This is a genomic window from Curtobacterium sp. GD1, assembly GCF_020882855.1.
Taxonomy (GTDB): Bacteria; Actinomycetota; Actinomycetes; order Actinomycetales; family Microbacteriaceae; genus Curtobacterium.
Window position 1 is genome coordinate 1 of the sequence record NZ_JAFEVQ010000015.1, and the last position, 22,502, is coordinate 22,502.

Sequence of the window (22,502 nt, forward strand, 5' to 3'; positions counted from 1 at the left end):
GGCGTGTGTCCGCCGCCCCAACCGCTCCGACCACTCGCCGTACAGCGGTTCGGCCACGAGGCTCGCGCCGAGCACCTCGGTGGCGCCGGACACACGCCGGACCGCCGACCGGTGCCGCTCGGGCCCCGTGACGATCGCCACCCGCCGTCGCCCGGTCGACAGCACGTGCGCGGCGACGGCCGCCGACCCGGCGGCGTCGTCGAGCGTGACCGACACGTCGTCCGGGTCGGTCGAGGGCGTGAACGCGTACACGACCGGGATCGGCACGTCGATCGGCGGCCGGGCGTCGGCGGAACGACCGGTCACGATGATGCCGTCGACCCCGCGGGCGGCGAGCGAGCGGAGGTAGTGGGCCTCGCGCACGTGGTCGTCGCGGGTGTCGCACAGCAGCACGGCCATCTGCCCGGCGGAGAGGGCGTCCTCAGCGCCGAGGAGCACCGGGATCGAGAACCGGCCGAACGAGTCCGTCGTGATCATGCCCACCGTGTAGGTCCGACCCGAGGAGAGCGCGCGGGCCCGGGCATCGCCGACGAACCCGAGCTTCTCGGCGGCGTCCTTCACCCGCGCGCGCGTCGACTCCCGAAGCTGCCCGGTGCCGTTCAGTGCCTTCGAGGCGGTGCCGATCGACACGCCGGCGAGCGCCGCGACGTCGGTGATCCGGACGGTCCGCCCAGCGCGCTCCAGTGTCACGGCAAACCCCTTTCCGGATGCGGGAAACTGACCATGACTATACGCACGATGTGAGAAGACGCCCTTGCGCGCCTCCAGGTCGTGTCGTAACGTCCTCCGCAGAAACCGTTTTCCGGAACCACCACGGAACCGGACCCGGCCTGAGTCACATCGCAAGGAGGCGACATGACCACCACGCTCGCGACCGACAGCCGCGCGCACACCGCGACCCCGGTCCTCCCGACCGCGGACGCGCACCTGACGCTCCGTCCGCTGCCCACGGGCGACGCCCGGATCACCGGAGGCTTCTGGGCCCTCCGACAGGAGCGGAACGGCCGCGACGCGGTCCGTGGCGGGTACGCCCTGCTCGAGGCGGCCGGGAACTTCCGGAACCTCCGCATCGCCGCCGGCCTCGAGGAGGGCGACGCGACCGGCCCGATCTTCATGGACTCCGACGTCACGAAGTGGCTCGAGGCGGTGGCGTGGGAGTACGGACGAGCCCCCGCCGAGGACCTGCTGGAACTCCAGCGCGAGGTCACCGCCCTGTACGCCCAGGCGCAGGCCGACGACGGCTACCTCGACTCCGTGCAGCAGATCCGGGGGAAGGGCGAGCGGTACACAGACCTCAAGTGGAGCCACGAGATGTACTGCGCCGGGCACCTGTACCAGGCAGCCGTCGCACAGCACCGGGCGACGGGCGACACCGGGCTGCTCGACGTCGCGGTCAAGAGCGCGGACCACCTCGTCCGCACGTTCGGCGACGGCCCCGGCAAGGTCCGCGACGTCGACGGCCACCCGGTGGTCGAGATGGGGCTCGTCGAGCTCTACCGCGAGACCGGCAACCGCGACTACCTCGACCTCGCGCACTGGTTCGTCGACGCCCGGGGCACCGGCATCATCGAGCGCGCCGGCGGCGAGCCGACGTACTTCTCCGACCGGGTCCCGAGCCGACAGGCGACGACCGTCGAGGGCCACGCGGTCCGCGCCGTGTACCTCGCGGCCGGCGCCGTGGACGTCGCGATCGAGACCGGCGACACCGAGCTCCTGACCGCGAGCGAGACGCAGTTCGCGGACATGATGGCCACGAAGGCGTTCATCACCGGCGGCCTCGGTGCGCGCTGGGACTGGGAGGCGTTCGGCGACCCGTACGAACTCCCGACCGACCGCGGGTACGCCGAGACCTGCGCGGCCATCGGCGGGATCCAGTGGGCCTGGCGCCTGCTCCTCGCGACCGGGAAGCCCGTGTACGCCGACGCGATCGAGCGCCTGCTGTACAACGCGTTCCTCGCGGGCGTGAGCCTCGCCGGCACCGAGTACTTCTACGTCAACCCGCTGCAGCAGCGTGACCACGCCCACCAGGACGAGAACCGCTCCCCCGCGCACGGCCGCCGCGGCTGGTTCGACTGCGCCTGCTGCCCGCCGAACATCATGCGGACGTTCGCGAGCCTCGACGGCTACCTCGCCACCGCGACCGACGGCGGCCTCCAGCTGCACCAGTACGCCACGGCCTCGCTCGGCCCGGTCGACGTCGAGACCGGGTACCCGCACGACGGCCGCGTGGTCGTCACCGTCACCGAGGACGGCCCGCTCGTCCTCGGCCTGCGGATCCCGTCCTGGTCGGACACCACGACGGTGCAGGGTCCGGACGGCACGGCCAGCCCCGCCGCGGGCACGCTGCACGTCATCGACCGCGAGTGGGCGGCCGGCGACACCGTCGAGCTCGTCTTCGACACGACGCCGCACCGGTACGTCGCCGACGCCCGGATCGACGCCGCACGCGGGCAGGTCGCCATCGAGCGCGGACCGCTCGTGTACGCGGTCGAACAGGCGGACCAGCAGGGCTTCACGGTCGACGACCTGACGGTCGACGCCGACGCGCCGATCACCGAGGAGCGCCAGGACGGGCTCCTCGACGGCGTCGTCACGCTGCGCGTCGCCGGACACGCCCCGGCCGAGCACGCGCAGGCAGCGTGGCCGTACCGCCGACTGGACGGTCCAGGAGGAACGGATCACGCAGGTGCGGCGACCAGCGTCGACGACGCGGCCGGGTCCACGGCGGCCACCACGCGCCTCCAGGACGTCACCGCCACCGCGGTCCCGTACTACGCCTGGGCGAACCGCGGAGCCGCGCCGATGCGCGTCTGGCTCCCGCTGGCGCGGTGACACGATGGACCGCAGAGCGTTCCTCGCCGGCGGTCTCGCCGGCGGGGCGGCCCTCGCCCTGGCGGGGTGCTCCGGCACCCTGCCGAAGGTCGACGCGCGCGTCGCGAGCTTCGGCCGGAACGCGACCGGCACCGTGCACGTCTGGTGCCGCTCGGCGACGCAGGCCGGACTGACGGCGGCGGTCGCCGGGTTCAACAAGGCGAACCCGAAGCTGCAGGTCGAGCTGACGCCCGTGCCGGACGGACAGTACGTGACGAAGCTCGCGACCGCGATCCGTGGTGGTGAGCCGCCGGACGTCGTGGACATCGACGACATCAACTCGCAGCTGTTCATCTTCCGCGAAGCGTTCGCCGACCTCACCGACGTCGTGAAGGGGCTCGACTACTTCGACGCGATCTCACCCGGCCACCTCCGGCTGCTCGAGTACCGCGACCGGTACTACGGGCTGCCGTACCTGGCGGACAACTCGCAGTTGTTCGTCAACACCGAGCTGTTCGACCGGGCCGGCCTCGACGTCGAGGACGCGACGAAGGACCTCGACTCACTGCTCGCCGCCGCGAAGGCGATCCGGAGGACCGGCGACGACGTGTACGGGTGGTCGATCTCGGGCAACGCCGCCGGCATCATCGGATTCGTCACGCAGCCGCACGTCTGGGCCACCGGCGTCGACATGATGTCCGGCGAGGTCGGCAAGCAGACGGCGAACATCACCGGCAACGAGGCGCTCGAACGCATGCTCGAGTTCTACCGGCAGCTGTGGAAGGACGGCGTGCTGTCGAAGGCGACCTACGCGGACGCCGGGACCACGTGGGGCGCCGACTTCCGGGCCGGCAAGGTCGGCATCTTCCCGACCTCGTACGGTGCGACCGTGCCCGCCGCGACGAAGGCGATGCGGGCGAAGATGCAGACGGTGCTCATCCCGTCGTGGGACGGCAAGCGGTCGTTCTTCGACGGGGGCGACAACATGTGCATCCCGAACGGGGCGGCGAACCCGTCCGGGGCCTGGGCGTTCATGCAGTACGCGAACGGTCTGCAGCAACAGCAGGCACTGCCGGACGGCGGGTACTTCCCGACCCGGTCCGACGCCGCGACACCCGCCTACCGGAAGAAGTACCCGCTCGCGTTCGGCCCGCTCGACGCGATCGAGAAGGGGTACGCGCCGCAGACGCTCGCGTACAACCTGCTCGTCAACCAGCCCTCGTCGCCGTACTTCGCGATGTTCCGCGAGGCGGTGTTCGGCTCGGGGGCCGCTGCGGCCATGAAGACGGCGCAGTCGGACTACACCCGCATCCTCGACCAGGTCCAGGCCTGAGCGACCGCTCGCCCGTTCGCTCGTTGCACAGAGAGGTGCAGACATGACCACCGTCTCCAACCGACGGACCGGCGCCGGCCGTCCGACCGTCGGCCGTGGCGTCAGCCGCCCGGGTCCGTCCCGGAACTCGCTCACGCACCCGCCGCGCACCGGCGCCGTGCTCGTCACCCCGGCGATCGTGTTCGTCGCGGTGTTCGTCCTCGCGCCACTGGTGTTCGCGCTCTACATCTCGTTCACGAACTGGCCCCTGATCGGCCCGTACCGGTTCATCGGACTGCAGAACTACCTGACGTTGTTCCAGGACCCGACGTTCGTGCACGCCATCGGGTACACGCTGCTCTACACGGCGATCGTGACGGTGCCGATCCTGGCGCTCGGGTACTTCCTCGCCGTGCTCATCCGGGCCCGACGGCGCGGGTCGACGTTCCTGCGCACGGTGTTCTTCCTGCCGTACGTCGTCGGGCTGACCACGCTGTCGTTCATGCTCGTGCTCGAGGCGCAGCCGAACTCCGGCGCGGTGAACATGGTGCTGCGCTGGCTCGGGATCACCGACGGCAGCACGGCGTGGCTCGTGAACGGTCCGCTCGCGACGCTGCTCATCTGCGTGCTCGTCGTCTGGGCGGTGTCCGGGCTGACGATGGTGCTCGTGATGTCCGCCATGCAGGGCATCCCCGACGAGGTGTACGAGTCCGCGCAGCTCGAAGGGGCCTCGTGGTGGCAGACCGAACGCCTCATCACGATGCCGATGATCCGCTCCACGCTCGCCCTCAGCGCGATCATCTCGGTCATCGGGTCACTGCTCGCGTTCAACCAGTTCTACATCCTGACCCAGGGCGGGCCGGGCACGGAGACCACGACGATCGTCAACGCGATCTACAACCGCGGCTTCGTGAACCTGCAGCTCGGCGCGGCGACCGCCGAGTCGATCGCCCTCGTCGTCGTCATCGCTTCCGTCACCGTGTTCCAGTTCTGGGCACTGCGAGAGAAGGACTGAGCCATGAGCACCACCGCTTCCCGTGCGGGCCTCGCGGCCCCGGACCTGTCCACCCGCACGCTGACCACCTCGGGCGACGGAGGCCACCGTCGCCGCCACCAGGGCAGCGTGCGCCACCCGCGCGACACCGCCGTGAAGCGCACGCTGTACGTCATCGCCGGGGTCGGTGCGACGCTCGTGTTCGGCGTCCCGCTCATCTGGTCGATCCTGCGGGCCTTCCAGTCCGAGGCCGTCATCACGCAGGCGGCCGACCCGGCGACGTTCTTCCAGCTCGGGTGGCAGAACTTCGCCGCGGTCTTCAGCCCCTCGTCACACCTGCTCACCGGCGTGGTGAACTCGCTCGTCGTGTCGATCGCCACGGCCGTCCTGACCGCCGTGATCGCGACGATGGCCGGGTACGGGTTCGCCCGGTTCCGGTTCCGCGGGTCCGGCGTCGTCTTCGGGCTGGTGCTGCTGACGATGATGGTGCCGTTCCAGGCGATCCTCACGCCGCTGTACCTCGAGATGAACGCGATGAAGCTCACGAACTCGCTGCTCGGGCTCGTGCTCTTCTACACGACGGTGAACCTGCCGTTCGGGGTGTTCGTGATGCGGAACGCGTTCGAGTCGATCCCGACGGAGCTCGAGGACTCGGCGTTCGTCGACGGCGCCTCGCGCTTCCGGGTCGTCGTGTCGGTGCTGCGGCCGCTGCTGCTGCCCGGTGCCGCGACGGCCGCGCTCTACGCGTTCCTGGCGTCGTGGACGGAGTTCCTCGGGGCGCTGACCTTCCTCACGAAGGACTCGCTCTACACGCTGCCCGTCGCGCTGCTCAACCTGCAGACCGGGGCGTACGGGCAGGTGTCGTACGGGAACCTCGTGGCCGGGTCGGTCGTGGCGATGATCCCGTGCATCGCGCTGTACGTCGGGCTGCAGCGGTTCTACGTCGCCGGGCTGTCGTCCGGCGCGCTGAAGGGCTGACGGTCGGGTCAGCCGGGCGGCGCCGTCCTCGCACCGTGCGGGGGCGGCGCTGCGCCCTGCTGTGTGCGAGGTTCCGCGCTCCGTGGGACGGCGCGAGCCTCGCACCGCGCGCGGAACCTCGCACACTGCGGCCCGCACGCGCCACGCCGCGGCGCGCCGCCCCCGCGCCCCGTGCCCCGCGCGCCCCGCGCCCTACGCGCTCCGGCGCACCACGAGCTCGGGCACGAGCAACGTCTCGTCCCGCGGCTCCCCCTCGACGAGGGCCCGCACGGTGTCGAGCACCCGCTCCCCCATCGCCCGGAAGTCCTGCCGCACGGTGGTGAGCGGCGGCGTGAAGTGCGCTGCCTCGGGAACGTCGTCGAAGCCCACCACGGCGATGTCGTCCGGCACCCGCAGTCCCTCGTCGGCGAAGGCGTGCAGGACCCCGAGCGCCATCTGGTCGTTCCCGGCGAAGACCGCGTCGACCGTGTGCACGTCGATCGTCCGGGCCGCCGCGAACCCACTCGCCGGGGTCCAGTCGCCGTCGAGCACCACGGGTTCGAGTCCGGCGTCGCGCATGATCCGCTCGTAGGTCACCCGGCGGACCTCGGACTCCTGCGAGACCGCGGGGCCGGCGATGTGCACGATCCGGCGGTGCCCGCGGGCGAACAGGTGCTCCATCACGAGCGAGGTCCCCGCCGCCTGGTCGATCGCGACCGCCGCGACGCTCGGTGCCACCGGGGCCCTGGCCGCGTCCCGCTGCACGGCGTTCGCGACGACGACGGGCACCGAGACCGGGACGGTCAGCGAGGCGAGGGCGTCGAGCACCCGGTTGTCGGCGGCGACGAGCACGATGGCGGCGACGTCCTGGGCGAGCAGCGTCACGAGGGCGTTCGACAGGTCGACGGGGCGCGGGTCGTCGGGCAGCGTGGAGAGCAGGACGTGGTAGCCGGCGGACCGGGCTGCCCGCTCGAACCCGATGGCGGTGCTCGACGGTCCGTACAGCGCGTCCCCGGCGGTGATGATGCCGAGCGCCCGACTGCGCCCCCCGGCGAGCGCCCGGGCCGCGGCACGGGGCCGGTACCCGAGCTCGGTGACCGCATCGGACACCTGGGCGCGGAACTGCTCGCGGACCGTCGGGTCGCCGTTGATCACCCGCGAGACGGTCTGGTGGGAGACGCCCGCGCGCTCGGCGACGTCGAAGATCGTGGGTGCCTTGCGACGTTTGCCGCCGGCGTCCCCGAGCGCGGTCGTGGTCGTCACGTCGCCAACCGTACCGCGCAGTCCGGCCGACGCGACAAGATCGCGAAACGGTCACGGTGAGTTGACACCCCGTCACGGAACCCCCAGTATGTGAGCGCTCACACGAGCAAATCCCTCGGGGCACAGCAGCCCCGGCACCGAGCGCGTCGACGTGGACGCGCAGGAACAGAGGTACTTCGATGATGAAGCGCAAGATCGTCGCGGGCGTCGCCGCCCTCGGCATCGCCATCGCACTCGCCGGCTGCTCCGCCGGCGGACGCGCGTCCACCGACGGTGGGAGCAGCAGCGGCGACAACAAGGGCGCCCTGGTGGGCGTCGCGATGCCGACCAAGGTCTCCGAACGCTGGATCAAGGACGGCAACGCCGTCAAGAGCGACCTCGAGAAGGCCGGCTACAAGGTCGACCTCGAGTACGGCGACAACAAGGTCCAGCAGCAGGCGCAGCAGGTCAGCAACATGATCACGAAGGGCGCGAAGGTCCTCATCATCGCGTCGATCGACGGCGGAGCGCTCTCCGACCAGCTCGACGCCGCCGCCAAGGCCGGCATCAAGGTGATCTCCTACGACCGCCTGCTCACGGGCAACAAGAACGTCGACTACTACGTGTCGTTCGACAACGAGAAGGTCGGCGTCGACCAGGCGACGAGCCTGCTCACCGGCCTCGGCGTGCTCGACGCGGACGGCAAGAAGACCGGCGAGAAGGGCCCCTTCAACATCGAGGTCTTCGCCGGCTCGCTCGACGACAACAACGCGGGCTTCTTCTTCGACGGTGCGATGAAGACCCTCAAGCCGTACCTCGAGGACGGCACCCTGAAGATCCAGTCCGGCCAGGACCAGCTCTCCCAGGCCGCGACGCAGCAGTGGGACCCGGCGACCGCCAAGGCCCGCATGCAGAACCTCATCGCGAAGTCGTACTCCGGCGGCACCACGCTGAACGGCGTGCTCTCGCCGTACGACGGCATGTCGATCGGCATCATCTCGGCGCTCCAGGGCGCCGGGTACGGCTCGAGTGACCGCCCGCTCCCGACCATCACGGGGCAGGACGCCGAGCAGGCCAGCGTGAAGTCGATCATCGCCGGGCAGCAGTACTCGACCATCTACAAGGACACGCGCAAGCTCGCCAAGCAGTCGGTCACCATGGCCGAGGACCTGCTCACCGGCAAGAAGCCCGAGGTCAACGACACGAAGAGCTACGACAACAAGGTCAAGGTCGTCCCGACCTACCTGTTCCAGCCGACCGTCGTGACGAAGGACAACTACAAGGAAGTCCTCGTCGACTCGGGCTACTACACCGAGGCCGACCTCAAGTAGGACGCAACCCATCTGTCGGACTGGAGGCGCGGGTCGACCCCGCCCCGCGCCTCCAGTCCGTCACCACCCGCGCGCCCACGCGCGGACGACGAAAAGGCGGTCCCACATGGCGGACACCATCCTCGAGATGCGTGACATCACCAAGACGTTCCCCGGGGTCAAGGCGCTGCAGGGGGTCTCGATCGAGGTCGAGCGCGGCCAGGTCCACGCGATCTGCGGCGAGAACGGCGCCGGCAAGTCCACCCTGATGAAGGTGCTGTCCGGGGTCTACCCGCACGGCTCCTTCGACGGCGAGATCCTCATCGACGGATCCCCCGTCGAGTTCGGCGACATCAACGGCTCGGAAGCGGCCGGGGTCGTGATCATCCACCAGGAGCTCGCGCTCAGCCCGTTCCTGTCGATCGCCGAGAACATCTTCCTCGGCAACGAACAGTCGAAGGCCGGGTTCATCGACTGGAACAAGACGAACCTCGCGGCCGCCGAGCTCCTGCAGCGCGTCGGCCTCAAGGACAACCCGGTCACGAAGATCGTCGACATCGGCGTCGGCAAGCAGCAGCTCGTCGAGATCGCGAAGGCCCTGTCGAAGCGGGTGAAGCTCCTCATCCTCGACGAGCCGACGGCGGCGCTGAACGACGACGACTCGGCGCACCTGCTCGACCTCATCCGGTCGCTGCAGGCCGAGGGGATGACGGCGATCATCATCAGCCACAAGCTCAACGAGATCAAGGCGATCGCGGACAAGGTCACGATCATCCGCGACGGCAAGACCATCGAGACGCTCGACATGCACGCCGACGACGTCTCCGAGGACCGGATCATCCGCGGCATGGTCGGTCGCGACCTGTCGAACCGGTACCCCGAGCGCGAGGACCCGCAGATCGGCGAGGAACTCCTCCGCATCGAGGACTGGACCGTCCACCACCAGCTCGACGCCTCGCGCGAGATCATCCACCAGGCGAACCTCTCCGTCCGGGCGGGCGAGGTCGTCGGCATCGCCGGGCTCATGGGCGCCGGTCGGACCGAGCTCGCGATGAGCGTGTTCGGCCAGTCCTACGGCACCGGGATCAGCGGCACCGTGTACAAGCGCGGCGTCCCGATCAAGACCCACACGGTGTCGCAGGCGATCGACAACGGCATCGCCTACGTCACCGAGGACCGGAAGCGCTACGGGCTCAACCTCATCGACGACATCAAGCGGAACATCTCCGGGTCGGCGCTCGGGAAGCTCGCGAACTGGGGCTTCGTCAACGCGTCCGAGGAGACCACCGTCGCCGGGCAGTTCCTCCGCAGCCTCAACATCAAGGCACCGAACGTCGACGTCGTCACCGGGAAGCTCTCCGGCGGCAACCAGCAGAAGGTCGTCCTGTCGAAGTGGATGTACGCCGACCCCGACGTGCTCATCCTCGACGAGCCCACACGCGGCATCGACGTCGGCGCGAAGTACGAGATCTACACGATCATCAACCAGCTCGCGGACCAGGGGAAGGGGATCATCGTGATCTCCTCCGAACTCCCCGAGCTCCTCGGCATCTGCGACCGCATCTACACGCTCTCCGAGGGCACGATCACCGCCGACGTGCCCCGCTCCGAGGCCACGCCCGAGGCCCTCATGCAGTACATGACCCAGGAACGGGAGACCCCTGTCAATGAACGCGCTTAAGTCCGCCGCCGGCTACCTCACCGGGCAGCTCCGACAGATCGGCCTGTTCATCGCGCTGATCGTCATCGTCATCTTCTTCCAGGTGACGACGAACGGCATCACCCTCGCCCCGATCAACGTCTCGAACCTGATCGTCCAGAACAGCTACATCCTCATCCTCGCCATCGGCATGGTGATGGTCATCATCGCCGGGCACATCGACCTCTCGGTCGGCTCGGTCGTGGCCTTCACCGGCGCCATGGCCGGTGTCATGATCACGCAGTGGGGCCTGCCCTGGCCGATCGCGGTCGTGCTCTGCCTGGTGGTCGGCGCCCTCGTCGGTGCCTGGCAGGGGTTCTGGATCGCCTACTTCGGGATCCCGGCGTTCATCGTCACGCTCGCGGGCATGCTCGCGTTCCGCGGCGCCGCGCAGATCGTCCTGCACAACCAGCAGATCTCGCCGTTCCCGGAGGGCTTCCGCTCCCTCGGCTCCGGCTTCCTGCCGTCGTTCGGCACCACCGGGTACGAGCCCCTCACGATGATCCTCGGCTTCGCGGCCGCGATCGTCCTCGTGATCACGGCGTTCCGCGGTCGTGCCACCCGGCGCAAGTACCAGCTCGAGAGCGAGCCGTTCGCCTGGTTCATCACGAAGCTCGCCTTCACGGTGGCGCTCGTCATCTACGTGGCGCTCCTGCTCGCGAGCTACAACGGCACCCCGATCGTGCTCGTCGTGCTGGGTGCCCTCGTGGTGATCTACTCGGTCGTCATGCGGAGCGCGGTGTTCGGCCGCCACATCTACGCGATCGGCGGGAACGCCCTCGCCGCCCAGCTCTCCGGTGTGAAGACGAAGCGGGTCACGTTCCTGCTCTTCGTCAACATGGGCGTCATCTCGGCCCTGGCCGGCGTGGTGTTCACCGGGCAGCTCAACCTCGCGGCTCCGGGTGCCGGCAACGGCTTCGAGCTCGACGCCATCGCCGCGGTGTTCATCGGCGGCGCGGCCGTCACCGGTGGCATCGGGACGGTGCCGGGAGCGATCGTCGGTGGTCTCATCATCGGCATCCTGAACAACGGCATGTCGATCCTCGGCATCGGGACCGAGTACCAGTCGCTCATCAAGGGCCTGGTGCTGCTCGCCGCCGTCGCGTTCGACGTGTTCAACAAGCGCCGGGCGGCGTCCGCGCGCAAGTAGCGCGGGCGCGCGGGCGCGCGGGCGTTCGCTTCGTGTGCAGAAATGGTCGGGTCCTGTCCGGGGACCCGACCATTTCTGCTCACGATCCGGAGAGCACTGCCCAGGCGGCGGCCTGGAGGCGCAGGGTCCCGTCCCCGACGTCGGCTCCGCCCGCCTCGACGCGCGTCGCACCCGCTGTGGGCAGGTCGACGGGATCGGGCGACAGGTTCAGGGCGGTCACCACCGCCCGCTCCGCGGTCGCGGTCCGCAGCACGATCGCGGTGTTCGTGAGGTGGACGACGTCGGTGTGGGCGCGGTGCAGCCAGGGCTCGCGGCGGCGGAGGGCGATGAGCGCCTCGTACGCGTGCGTGAGCGCCACGGACTCAGGCGGAGCGGCCGGGAACTCCGGGCGGACGGCATCGTCCCCGCCGACGCGCTCCTCCTTCACCCCGGTCCAGCCGTACTCGTCACCGGCCCAGACGCTCGGGGTCCCGGCGACGGTGAAGAGGACGGCGCCGGCGTGCCCGGCGAACCGCTCCCCCACGGCGCTCGCGATGCGCGTCACGTCGTGGTTGCCGACGAACGTGCTCGGTGCCTGTGCGGCCAGCAGTTCGTCGTGCCGTTCGACGGCGTGGGCGAGCTCGAAGCAGTTCCGGTCGGCGATGCCGTGCCAGATGCCCTGCCAGAGCTCGTACTGCGTGGTGGAGTCGACCGTCGAGGCGCGGACGAACGCAGCCGTGTCGCCGTGGATGACCTCGCCCGTGAACCAGGCGTCCGGGAAGCGCTCCCGGACGCGCGGCAGCACCCGTGCCCAGAACGCCGTCGGTACCGCGTAGGCCGCGTCGAGTCGCCAGCCGTCGACGCCCCGTGCGAGCCAGTGCGTCATCACCTCGACGACGAGGTCCTCGGTGGCCCGGCTGCCGTGGTCGAGCGCGACCAGGATGTCGTGCCCTTCGAACAGTCCCACCGGCACGTCGTCGCCGGGCGACCAGCCTGCCCAGTCGATCGCGAACAGATCCGCCGTCGGCGCGTCCGGCCCCTGCTCCTCGACGGCGCGGAAGGCCGGGTGCTCCCGTCCGACGTGGTTGAACACCCCGTCGAGCAGGACCCGGATCCCCCGGTCGTGCGCGGCCGTGACGAGCCGGTCGAAGTCGTCGTCGTCACCGAGCCGCGGGTCGATCCGGAAGTGGTCGACCGTGTCGTAGCCGTGCGTCGAGCTCGTGAAGACGGGGCCCAGCAGCAGCCCGTTCAGCCCGAGGTCCACGACGTGGTCGAGCCAGGGCTCGATGCGGCCGAGCCGGTGGTCGACGGGGCGTCCGTCCACGGGGGTGTCCGGCCGGACGTCGGCACCGACGAACCCGAGCGGGTAGACGTGCCACCACATGACGTGCTCGACCCAGGCGGGCTCAGCGGGACGCTCGGGTGCGGTGTCGGTGTTCACCGACCCGATGCTGCCAGCCGTGCCTGGGCTGGGCGCGAGACCGGACAGCGGGGACAGGATGGTCGCATGGGACGAGCGATCAGGACCGAGGCGGACGCCGCCGCGAACGAGGCGGAGCACGCCGATCGGACGTGTGCCTCGTGCGGCCGCCGGATGCCCGGTTCCGCCGCCCCGGATGCGAAGTACTGCTCGGCCGCGTGCCGGAAGCACGGCGTGGACGCGACGGACCGAGCACTCGAGCAACGGATCGACGAATTGCTCGCGGCACGCGCTCGAACGTCGAGCATCTGCCCGTCCGACGCCGCCCGGGCCCTCGACCCCGACGGCTGGCGTGACCTCATGGAGCCGGCACGGCGGGCCGCACGGCGCATGGTGGCCCGCGGTGAGGTCGAGATCACGCAGCACGGCAGCGTCGTCGACCCGTCCACCGCCAAGGGCCCGATCCGTATCCGCCGACCGCGCTGAGGGAACACCTGTCGCACAGCTGCGTTGCACGGAGGTGATGACCTCGATCGACACCGCCGCACAGTCCCCCGACCGTCTCCGAGCCCTCGTGGTGGGTGCCAGCGGCATCACCGGATCGGCGCTCGTCTCGCACCTGCTCGACCTCGGGTGGGAGGTGACCGCGCTCTCCCGCCGGCCCCTCGCCCGCGACGGTGTCCGCACCGTGGCCGCGGACCTGCGCGACCCGGAGTCGCTGGGCACCGCCCTCGCCGACGAGCGCCCGACCCACGTCTTCTTCACGGCCTGGCAGCGGCAAGACACCGAGGCCGAGAACATCCGCGTGAACGGCGGCATGGTGCGCGACCTCCTCGCAGCCCTCGCCCACGCGCCGCTCGAGCACGTCGCCCTCGTCACGGGGCTGAAGCACTACCTCGGCCCGTTCGAGGCGTACGCCGCCGGCGAGATGCCCGACACCCCGTTCCACGAGGAGGAACCGCGCCTCGACACCCCGAACTTCTACTACGCCCAGGAGGACGAGCTCTTCGCCGCCGCCGACCGCCAGGGCTTCACCTGGTCGGTGCACCGCTCGCACACGGTGATCGGCCACGCCGTCGGCAACGCGATGAACATGGGGCTGACCATCGCGGTGCAGGCGACCCTGGCGAAGGAGCTCGGTCTGGACTTCGTGTTCCCGGGCAGCGAGGCGCAGTGGAACGGCCTCACCGACATGACGGACGCCGGCATCCTGGCCGAGCACATGGTCTGGGCGTCGACCACGCCCGAGGGTGCCGACGAGGCGTTCAACATCGTGAACGGCGACGTGTTCCGCTGGCGCTGGATGTGGCCCCGGCTCGCCGCCCACCTCGGTGTCGACCCGGCGCGGGTCGTGGGGTACGAGGATGCGCCGCGTCCGCTCGAGGAGCAGATGGCCCCGCACGAGGCTGCGTGGGCCGACATCGCGGAGCGCCACGGCCTCGTCGAACCCGACATCACCCGGCTCGCCTCGTGGTGGCACACCGACGCCGACCTCGGTCGTGCGATGGAGGTCGTCACCGACATGGGCAAGAGCCGCGACGCCGGTTTCACCGCCTTCCGTCGCACCGAACGTGCCTTCGCCGAGCTCTTCGACCGCTACCGCGCCGACCGGCTGATCCCCTGATCCGTACCCCGGTGGAAGTAATCGGGGGACACGAACCTGCGGCCCGGCCGCGAGCCGCGCTGCTGCCCCTGGTTGTGTTCGTGGCACAGGCCCCGAGGACCCTCGGCGGTCCCCGGAGGAAGGAAGACACCATGTCGCTCGGAGACAAGGCGAAGGACGTCACCCAGAAGGTCGTCGGCAAGGTCGAGGAAGCGGTCGGCAAGCACACCGACGACGACGAGCTCAAGCACCAGGGCCAGAAGGACCAGGTCATGGGCGAGGGCCGTCTCGAGACCGAGAAGGCGAAGGACAACCTCGACGGTCACTGAGCCCGTCGCACCACGCAACGCCCGCGCCCGACGGCGCGGGCGTTCGTCGTCTCAGAAGGCGTAGCGGATGCGGCAGCTCGGCAGCTGCTCCGCGACGAGTTCCCGGAACCGCTCGACCAGCTGCCCCTTCATCCCGGAGCGGTAGCGGACGTTGACCGCACCGTTCTGCGACACTTTCTGCTCCTGCAGGTCCGGGCGCCACAGCAGGTCCTCGGCCTTCGGGTGCCAGCCGAGGTTGACCTCGTGCAGGGGCTCGTTGTGGGTGAGGAAGATGACCTCGGCCGCGAGCTGCGCCTTCGCGGCCGGGGACAGGACGTCGTCCACCTGACGCAGGAGGTCGGCCCAGTCGGACTCCCACGTCGGGGTCAGGATGACGGGCGAGAAGTTGAGGTGGACCTCGTACCCGGCGTCGACGAAGTCGTTCACTGCGGCGATCCGCTCGGCGATCGGGCTGGTGCGGATGTCGGTGACCTTCGCGGTCTCGTGCGGCATGAGCGAGAACCGGATGCGCGTGCGGCCCATCGGGTCCCAGTCGAGCAGGTCGCGGTTGACGTACTTCGTCGCGAAGGAGGCCTTGGCGGTCGGTGACATCCGGAACAGGTCGCAGAGGTCCCGCACGTTGTCGCTGAGCATCGCGTCCACCGAGCAGTCGCTGTTCTCGCCGATGTCGTAGACCCACGCGTGCGGGTCGCACTGGTTCGGCTCGGTCTTCGGTCCCTGCTTCGCGATGTTGCGGGCGACGTGCTTCGTGATCTGGTCGATGTTCGCGAAGACCGTCACGGGGTTGCTGTAACCCTTGCGCCGTGGGACGTAGCAGTAGGCGCACGCCATGGCACAGCCGTTCGCCGTCGACGGGGCGATGAAGTCCGCGGAGCGTCCGTTCGGCCGGGTCACGAGCGACTTCTTCACGCCGAGGACGAGCGCCTCGGTCTTGATACGCACCCACCGCTGGACGTTCCGTTCGTCGCCGTGCACCTCGGGGATGTTCCAGTGCAACTCGACGGGGACGATCTCGGCGTCGGGCCACTGCCCGACGACCTCCTGCCCGCGCTGGAGCTCGAGGGCTGCCGGCTCGGCGTAGATCCGGCGGACGTCGAGCAGGGCGCGGGGTTCGGGCATCACCGCCGTTCTACCGCCCACCCCTGACACCGTGCACCGGATCCGCGCGGTGACCGTTCTGGTTCGCGATCCCCGGACTCCACGAACCAGAACGGTCATCCCTCCGGACGAACCCGGCGTCCGCTGCAAGACTCGGGTGCATGACCGCGACGCCCGACGACCACTTCTTCGTGGTCGACGGTCGGCGGTGGCGACGGACCGACCCGGCGCTCCCCGAGGACGTCGCCGCAGCCCTCCGGTCGCACCTCGGTCGGGGCCGCAACGCCGTCAAGCAGGCCAAGCGCTCCGGCGACGAGGACGCCCTCGCCGCAGCACGGCACCGCAACGGCCTGGCGAAGCACGGGCTCGGCGAACGCGGGCCCGAGTGGTGGACCCGCCCCGAGGCCGACCGGATCGCCGACGCCCGGCGAGCACTGCACGACCTCGACGCCCTCGACACCGATTCGCCCGACGCCTCGAGCCGGCCGCTGCCGTGAAGACCATCCGGCCGCCGCGACTCGACCGCGTGCTCAACATCATCGTCTTCGGTCCCGTCGGCATCGGGACGGGTGTCGCGGTTGCTTCGGTCGCCTTCTCACCGGGCGCGTCAGCCCGGGTCTTCGTCTTCGTCCTGGGTGTCGTGTTCGCTGCGATCGCTACCTGGGTGTTGGTCCGGCTCCCGCGGCTCGGCGTCCAACTGTGCGGAGACACGCTGCGGTACCACGGCTTCCTCGTCAGCTGGTCGGCGCCGCGCGACGGCATCACCACGGTGCTCGACGATGCGTTCGTCGAGTGGCGTGATGACAGCGGCACGGAACACCGGCGGCAGATCTGGATGCTCACGCAGGCGAGGGAGGACGACGGCACCAAGTTCGCCCCACTGTGGCGGTGGCGACGTGCGGCGCTGCTCGAGGTGCGGGCGTGGGCCGGAGCTCGAGCAGTCTGACTCCCGGAACGGTCAGGGGCGGTAGTCGTCGGGCTTGTTCGGGGTCGGGGCCGGCGGCGCTCCCGCACCGACGATCCCGCCGGAACCGAACGAGGTGAGCACCCCCGCCAGGACGTGGAGCACGGAGACGACCACGCGCCACACCCACTGCAACACCCGCACCATCGCATCCCCCTCGGCTGCTCGGACTCCAGCGAAGCCTAACCCGGTCAGCCCTCCGTGTGCCCGAGGTCCGGCTCGACCCGCAGGCACACCGACCGGGACGCGGCGGCGTGCAGTTCGAGGACGACGACGTCGTTCCTCCCGGCGCGGAGCACCGGTCCGGGGACGGCCAGGGTGCGCTGCGGCCCGCGGGACCAGTACCGGCCGAGGCAGAACCCGTTCACCCAGGCGACACCCTTCCGGAACCCGTCGAGGGCGAGGTAGCGGTCCCCCGCCTCGGCGAGGTCGAACGACCCCGTGGCGAACACCGGTCCGGCCAGCACGTCGCCGTCGGTGGGCAGTGGGTCGGCGAGGATCGTCAGCGCAGCCTCGGGCATCGGGTCGAGGGCCAGGGGCGACGCCGTCCACCGGGCGAGCGGGACCCCGTCGACGGCGATACCGCCGATCAGGCCCTTCGGCTCGCCGATGCGTGGGCCGTAGTCGACGCGGCCCTGGTCCTCGACGAGGAGCTCGAGCGTGCCGGTGACCGGGGGCAGGGCGATGGCGCGGTCGTGGTGCTCCCGTTCGAGCACACCGACGACGATCCCGTCCACGGAGACGACGGCGCGGTCGCGGACCTCCTCGCCGACGGTGAGCACGCCGCCCGACGGCAGGTCCACCTCGGTCCGGTACAGCACGAAGCCGCTCGCAGCGCCGAGGGCGTCGAACGTCGGCGGGGTGTCGTGCGCGGACCACGACGTGAGGGACGGCAGCAGGGCGCGCAGGGGTGTGACGCGGTCGAGGCGGACGGCGACGTCCGAGGCGGGGGCGAGCCGCGCCTCCTGGGCCGGAGCCGACCCGACGGGACCGACGGGTCCGACGGGACCGACGGACCCGACCCGACCCGACCCACCGGGCTGCATCGCAGCGGGCAGCGGCGGCACGGGCGCGTAGCGCTCGATGACCGAGCGGAACGCGTGGAACTTCTCCGTCGGACGCCCGGCCTCGTCGAGCGGGGCGTCGTAGTCGTACGACGTCGCGATCGGGCGGTACACACCCTTGTCGTTCGCGCCGTTCGTGAAGCCGAAGTTCGTGCCCCCGTGGAACATGTAGATGTTGACCGAGCCGCCCGCGGCCAGCAGGTCGTCGAGGTCCGATGCCGACGCAGCGGCCGGCGTGGTGTGGTGGTGCTCGCCCCAGCTGTCGAACCAGCCGTCCCAGAACTCGGAGCACATCAGGGGGCCGGTCGGCTGGGCCTGTCGGAGTCGCGCGAGCCGTTCGACGGAACGCGAGCCGAACGACCCGGTCTTGTGCAGCGAGGGCAGCGAACCGTCCTCGAGCATCGTGCCCATCGGCTGGTCGACGCTCGTGAAGGGGACGGTGAGCCCGATCGCCCGGTGCATCGCCTCGAGCTTCGACAGGTAGACGGGGTCGGAGCCGTAGGCGCCGTACTCGTTCTCGACCTGCACGAGCACGATCGGTCCGCCGTGGTCGATCTGCCTCGGGACCAGCACCGGCGCGAGATGCTCCAAGTACCCCTGCACGGCGGCGAGGAACCCCGGCTCGTCGCGGCGGACCCCGACGGTGCCGTCGGCGAAGAGCCAGTACGGCAGGCCGCCGTTCGTCCACTCCGCGCAGATGTAGGGGCCGGGACGGACGATGGCGTGCATGCCCTCGGCGGCGACGAGGTCCAGGAAGCGGCCGAGGTCGAGACCGTCCTCGAAACTGAACGAAGAAGGCGACGGCGCGTGCGCGTTCCAGGCGACGTACGTCTCGATGGTGTTGAGCCCCATCAGCTTCGCCTTGCGGATCCGGTCCGCCCACAGGTCGGGGTGGACACGGAAGTAGTGGATCGCGCCGGACAGGATCCGGTGCGGCTCGCCGTCGAGCAGGAAGTCGGTGTCGCCGATGGCGAAGCGCATGGGGGAACTCTTTCAGGAGACGGGGCCGTGCGGAAGGTTCCGCACGGCCCCGGGTCGAACTGGTGTGGTGACTACTTGGACGAGACCGTGAAGCCCTGGTCCTTGCCGTACTTCGCGAGGGCCTTCTGCCAGGCGGCGAGACCGCTCTCGAGCGAGGTGCCGTTCTCGTACGACTGGCCGACGGTGTCCGCGTAGACGCTGTTCGCGTACACCTGGTAGGGCAGGTAGGTGAAGTCGTTGTCGGACGACTTCGACGCGTCGACGAGCACCTTGTTGATCTGCTGGCCGCCGAAGTACTCCGGCTTCTCGTCGAGGAATGCCGAGGACTCGAGGTCGGCGGTGGTCGACGGGAACCCACCGGACTTCATGAAGATGCCGGTCGACTCCTTCGAGGAGTTCAGCCACTTGAGGAAGCCCGCCGCGAGGGCCGGGTTCTTCGACTGCTTCATGACCGCCTCGGCGCTGCCGCCGTTGTTCGCGGTCTGCGCGGTGCCGCCGTCGTAAGTCGGCATCGGCGCGACGCGCCAGTCACCGCTGGCGTCGGCGACGCTCGCCTCGAGGTTGCCGGGCATCCAGGCGCCGGTGATGAGCGTGGCGATCTGGCCGTTGCCGAGCTGCTTGTACCAGTCGTCGCTCCAGCCGACGGTCTTCGACAGCAGACCCTGCTCGACGAGCTGGTCCCAGGTCTTGGTCCACTTCTTCGTGCCGGCGTCCTCGAGGTTGATCGTGACCTTGTCGCCCTTCGTGGTGAAGGGCGTGCCGCCGGCCTGGGCGATCATGCTCGTGGTGAAGCCCGCGTCGCCGGAGTCGGCCGCGATGTACGCGTCCGGGTCGGCCTCGTGCAGCTTCTTGGCCGCTGCGACGTACTCGTCCCACGTCTTCGGCACGGCGATGCCGTACTTGTCGAAGACCTTCTTGTTGTAGAACAGCGCCATGGGGCCGGAGTCCTGGGGCAGACCGTAGATCTTGCCGTCCATGTCGACCGAGTTCCACGTGCTCGTCGCGAACTTGTCCTTGAGGTCGCCGAACCCGTACGAGGACAGGTCGAGCAGCGAGTCGGACAGCGCGAACTGCGGGAGTGCGTAGTACTCGACCTGGGCGACATCGGGGGCACCCGAGCCGGCCTTGATCGTGTTCTGGAGCTTCGTGTACTGGTCGGCGCCGGTGCCGGCGTTGACGAGCTTGACCTTCACCTTGGGGTAGGCCTTCTCGAACGCGGCGACCTGGTCCTTCGCGGACGGGGTCCACGACCAGTAGGTCAGCGTGCCGCCGTCCTTCAGGGCCTTCGAGATGTCGTCGGACGAACCGCCGGACGAGGAGCCGCCGGAGGCGCAGGCGGCGAGGGCGACGGCTGCGGTGACGCCGATGGCGACGGCGCTGAGGCCGCGCCGGAGACGCTTGTTCATGGAGGTGCCTTTCACTTCTTCGTGGAGAGGGGGGTGGAGCTGCTGTGTGTCGGGCAGGAGGCGCGTGGCGGGGCCGCTGCGTGCCTCCCGTCCGACGGATCAGGCCTTGACGGAACCGGCCGCGAGGCCGGACTGCCAGAAGCGCTGGAGGAAGAGGAACGCGACCACGATCGGGATGATCGTGAGGAGCGATCCCGTGACGACGAGGTTGTAGATCGGCTCGGCACCGGACCCGGTGGCCTGCGCGTTCCACTGGTTGAGGCCGACCGTCAGCGGGTACCACTTCGGGTCGCTCAGCATGATGAGCGGCAGGAAGTAGTTGTTCCAGGTGGCCACGACCGCGAAGAGCAGGACCGTGACGACGCCGGGCGCGAGCAGGCGGAGCGCGATCGTGAAGAAGATCCGGAACTCGCCGGCGCCGTCCATGCGGGCGGCCTCGAGGAGCTCGGCGGGGATCGCGTCCACCGCGTAGGTCCAGATCAGGTACATGCCGAAGGGGCTGATGAGCGACGGCAGGATGATCGCCCACGGGGTGTTCGTCAGGCCGAACTGCGAGAAGAGCAGGAAGGTCGGGACGGCGAGCGCGGTGCCGGGGACGGCGATCGCTCCGAGGACGACGGCGAAGACCGCACGGCGGCCGGGGAACTGGAACTTCGCCATGCCGTAGCCGGCGATCGTGGCGAGGAGGGTCGCGCCACCGGCGCCGACGACCACGTAGAGCAGCGTGTTGCCGAGCCACTGCACGAAGATGCCGTCGTTGTACGTCAGCGTGTCGACGATGTTCTGCCAGAGGTTGAACTTCCCGCCGAACCACAGGCCGAAGGTCGAGAGGAGCGAGGCCTGCGTCTTCGTGCTGTTCACGAGCAGGTAGAACAGCGGCGCGAACGAGTAGACGACGAAGACGATCATCACGGCCGTGAGGAGGCCGGAACGCTTCGGCTTGCGTCCGTCGACGTGCTGCTCGGCCTTCCGCTCGGCACGCCTGGAGGCGCGGCTCGACCGGGCCTGCGGGTCGCGCAGCGTCGTGGTCGCCTCGGTGACGGTGGCCGGGCCGGACGCGCCGGTCGCCGGGTGCTGCAGGGTGCTCATCGGTTCTCCTCGCGGGTGCCGCGGACCTGGACGACGTAGGCGATCACCGCGGTGATCACGCCCATGACGATCGCGACGGTGGCGGAGTAGTTGAACTGCTGGCCGCTGAAGGACAGCGAGTAGGCGTACATGTTCGGCGTGAAGGCACTGCCGATGACGTTCGGGGCGAGCGTCTTGAGCAGGTTCGGCTCGTTGAAGAGCTGGAAGCTGCCGATGATCGAGAAGATCGTGGCGATGACCATCGGGCCGCGCAGGGCCGGGAGCTTGATCGAGAAGACCGTGCGCATCGGGCCGGCGCCGTCGAGCTCGGCCGCCTCGTACAGCTCGCCGGGCACGGTGCGGAGCGCGGCGTAGAAGATCAGCATGTTGTAGCCGAGGAACTCCCACGTGACCACGTTGCCGATCGACGTGAGCACCCAGTCCGGGCTGAACGGCTGCAGCAGGTCGATGCCGAGCGCGTGGTTCGCGGTGCCGGTGAGGCCGAACTGGTTGCCGTAGATGAACCCCCAGATCAGCGCGGCGACGACACCGGGGACCGCGTAGGGCAGGAACACCGCGATGCGGAAGAAGCTCGTTCCCCAGAGCCGGGCACTGTCGAGCGCGAGGGCGGCGACGAGCGCGAGGCCGAGCATGATCGGGACCTGCACGACGAGGAACACCGCGACCCGGCCGAGACCCGACCAGAACTTCGCGTCCTGGAAGAGCTGCACGTAGTTGGCGAACCAGACGAACTGGTTGCCGCCGATGAGCTGGTCGCGGAAGAGGCTGAGCCAGAGCGCGTAGCCGATCGGGACGATGAGCATGGCGACGAGGACGACGACGAACGGGCCGACGAAGAGCCATCCCGTGTACCGGCCGCGCGGTCTGGCGCGGCGCCGCGGTGGCACGGCCGGGGCGGTGGCTCCGGCTGCGCGCGCTTCCAGCGTGCTCATGTGACTCCCTTGTCGTGCTGTGTTCGGGTCCGTCGATGTTGACGTCAACATCGAACGGCGCGACGATAGCATGGCAACGTCAACATGCGCTAGCGTCCGGTGCAGGCCGTCGCGCTCGACGTCCACTCGCACCGATGGGAGACCCCGTGACGACCGACATGT

The 22,502-nt window shown here is 69.8% G+C and carries 21 protein-coding genes; 12 read left to right on the forward strand and 9 right to left on the reverse strand.

The annotated features are described in order from the left end of the window. Positions 1 to 690 (reverse strand): LacI family DNA-binding transcriptional regulator (locus JSX79_RS09915; RefSeq protein WP_229086002.1); only part of this gene is annotated, 690 nt, incomplete at its 3' end. A gap of 165 nt (positions 691 to 855) precedes the next feature. Between JSX79_RS09915 and JSX79_RS09920 the strand changes: the two genes are divergently transcribed. Genes JSX79_RS09920 through JSX79_RS09935 form a run of 4 tightly spaced genes read left to right on the forward strand, consistent with a single transcriptional unit; the run spans position 856 to position 6,095 of the window. Further along, a complete protein-coding gene (locus tag JSX79_RS09920) occupies positions 856 to 2,832 on the forward strand; it encodes a glycoside hydrolase family 127 protein (RefSeq protein WP_229086003.1) in 1,977 nt (658 codons plus the stop codon). A gap of 4 nt (positions 2,833 to 2,836) precedes the next feature. Further along, a complete protein-coding gene (locus JSX79_RS09925) occupies positions 2,837 to 4,144 on the forward strand; it encodes a sugar ABC transporter substrate-binding protein (protein ID WP_229086004.1) in 1,308 nt (435 codons plus the stop codon). A 43-nt stretch (positions 4,145 to 4,187) separates the two neighbouring features. Next, positions 4,188 to 5,138: a carbohydrate ABC transporter permease gene (locus tag JSX79_RS09930; RefSeq protein ID WP_229086005.1), complete on the forward strand. Its 951-nt coding sequence runs from the start codon at positions 4,188 to 4,190 to the stop codon at positions 5,136 to 5,138. A 3-nt stretch (positions 5,139 to 5,141) separates the two neighbouring features. Next, the gene (locus JSX79_RS09935) at positions 5,142 to 6,095 is read left to right on the forward strand and encodes a carbohydrate ABC transporter permease (RefSeq protein WP_229086007.1); all 954 of its coding nucleotides are present in this window, start codon (positions 5,142 to 5,144) and stop codon (positions 6,093 to 6,095) included. A gap of 192 nt (positions 6,096 to 6,287) precedes the next feature. Here JSX79_RS09935 and JSX79_RS09940 read toward each other — a convergent pair whose 3' ends face one another. Then, positions 6,288 to 7,337 carry a substrate-binding domain-containing protein gene (locus tag JSX79_RS09940; RefSeq protein WP_070418196.1) on the reverse strand — a complete coding sequence of 350 codons (1,050 nt, stop codon included), beginning with the start codon at positions 7,335 to 7,337 and terminating at the stop codon, positions 6,288 to 6,290. Between the two features lie 179 nt (positions 7,338 to 7,516). Here JSX79_RS09940 and chvE point away from each other — a divergent pair, with 179 nt between their 5' ends. From chvE to mmsB, 3 genes are all read left to right on the forward strand, one after another. Continuing rightward, entirely contained in the window at positions 7,517 to 8,647 is a 1,131-nt protein-coding gene (chvE, locus tag JSX79_RS09945; RefSeq protein WP_083295236.1) for a multiple monosaccharide ABC transporter substrate-binding protein, read from the forward strand. Between the two features lie 106 nt (positions 8,648 to 8,753). Beyond that, positions 8,754 to 10,307: a multiple monosaccharide ABC transporter ATP-binding protein gene (gene mmsA / locus JSX79_RS09950; RefSeq protein ID WP_070418195.1), complete on the forward strand. Its 1,554-nt coding sequence runs from the start codon at positions 8,754 to 8,756 to the stop codon at positions 10,305 to 10,307. Continuing rightward, positions 10,294 to 11,475 (forward strand): multiple monosaccharide ABC transporter permease, encoded by a 1,182-nt coding sequence (mmsB, locus tag JSX79_RS09955; protein WP_229086009.1) that lies wholly within the window; start codon positions 10,294 to 10,296, stop codon positions 11,473 to 11,475. Before mmsA ends, mmsB begins: the two co-directional genes overlap by 14 nt. Before the next feature lie 79 nt (positions 11,476 to 11,554). Here the strand turns inward: mmsB and JSX79_RS09960 are convergent, their stop codons facing one another. Next, positions 11,555 to 12,895: an alpha-amylase family glycosyl hydrolase gene (locus tag JSX79_RS09960; RefSeq protein ID WP_229086011.1), complete on the reverse strand. Its 1,341-nt coding sequence runs from the start codon at positions 12,893 to 12,895 to the stop codon at positions 11,555 to 11,557. Between the two features lie 66 nt (positions 12,896 to 12,961). On the opposite strand from JSX79_RS09960, the gene JSX79_RS09965 reads away from it, so the two are divergent. From JSX79_RS09965 to JSX79_RS09975, 3 genes are all read left to right on the forward strand, one after another. After that, positions 12,962 to 13,360, forward strand: a complete 399-nt coding sequence (locus JSX79_RS09965; RefSeq protein ID WP_229086013.1) for a DUF3253 domain-containing protein — start codon at positions 12,962 to 12,964, stop codon at positions 13,358 to 13,360. 37 nt (positions 13,361 to 13,397) lie between these two features. Then, positions 13,398 to 14,498 (forward strand): SDR family oxidoreductase, encoded by a 1,101-nt coding sequence (locus JSX79_RS09970; RefSeq protein ID WP_229086015.1) that lies wholly within the window; start codon positions 13,398 to 13,400, stop codon positions 14,496 to 14,498. Positions 14,499 to 14,629: 131 nt separating this feature from the next. Then, entirely contained in the window at positions 14,630 to 14,806 is a 177-nt protein-coding gene (locus JSX79_RS09975) for a CsbD family protein (protein WP_229086017.1), read from the forward strand. A 51-nt stretch (positions 14,807 to 14,857) separates the two neighbouring features. Here JSX79_RS09975 and JSX79_RS09980 read toward each other — a convergent pair whose 3' ends face one another. Next, a complete protein-coding gene (locus JSX79_RS09980; protein WP_229086018.1) occupies positions 14,858 to 15,925 on the reverse strand; it encodes a spore photoproduct lyase family protein in 1,068 nt (355 codons plus the stop codon). 140 nt (positions 15,926 to 16,065) lie between these two features. On the opposite strand from JSX79_RS09980, the gene JSX79_RS09985 reads away from it, so the two are divergent. Together JSX79_RS09985 and JSX79_RS09990 are read left to right on the forward strand one after the other, a co-directional pair. Beyond that, a complete protein-coding gene (locus JSX79_RS09985) occupies positions 16,066 to 16,401 on the forward strand; it encodes a biopolymer transporter Tol (protein WP_071302763.1) in 336 nt (111 codons plus the stop codon). Continuing rightward, positions 16,398 to 16,850 carry a hypothetical protein gene (locus tag JSX79_RS09990; protein ID WP_071302764.1) on the forward strand — a complete coding sequence of 151 codons (453 nt, stop codon included), beginning with the start codon at positions 16,398 to 16,400 and terminating at the stop codon, positions 16,848 to 16,850. Before JSX79_RS09985 ends, JSX79_RS09990 begins: the two co-directional genes overlap by 4 nt. Before the next feature lie 12 nt (positions 16,851 to 16,862). Here the strand turns inward: JSX79_RS09990 and JSX79_RS09995 are convergent, their stop codons facing one another. The 5 genes from JSX79_RS09995 to JSX79_RS10015 form a co-directional block, all read right to left on the reverse strand. Further along, positions 16,863 to 17,015, reverse strand: coding sequence for a hypothetical protein (locus JSX79_RS09995; RefSeq protein ID WP_229086020.1), 153 nt, complete (start codon positions 17,013 to 17,015; stop codon positions 16,863 to 16,865). Between the two features lie 44 nt (positions 17,016 to 17,059). Continuing rightward, complete coding sequence (locus JSX79_RS10000; protein WP_229086022.1) at positions 17,060 to 18,913, reverse strand: beta-galactosidase family protein; 1,854 nt, start codon at positions 18,911 to 18,913, stop codon at positions 17,060 to 17,062. Positions 18,914 to 18,984: 71 nt separating this feature from the next. Further along, positions 18,985 to 20,319: a sugar ABC transporter substrate-binding protein gene (locus JSX79_RS10005; protein WP_175496037.1), complete on the reverse strand. Its 1,335-nt coding sequence runs from the start codon at positions 20,317 to 20,319 to the stop codon at positions 18,985 to 18,987. Positions 20,320 to 20,418: 99 nt separating this feature from the next. Beyond that, positions 20,419 to 21,408, reverse strand: a complete 990-nt coding sequence (locus tag JSX79_RS10010; protein WP_175473685.1) for a carbohydrate ABC transporter permease — start codon at positions 21,406 to 21,408, stop codon at positions 20,419 to 20,421. Further along, positions 21,405 to 22,340 carry a carbohydrate ABC transporter permease gene (locus tag JSX79_RS10015; RefSeq protein ID WP_070418185.1) on the reverse strand — a complete coding sequence of 312 codons (936 nt, stop codon included), beginning with the start codon at positions 22,338 to 22,340 and terminating at the stop codon, positions 21,405 to 21,407. Before JSX79_RS10015 ends, JSX79_RS10010 begins: the two co-directional genes overlap by 4 nt. Positions 22,341 to 22,502: the final 162 nt, after the last annotated feature.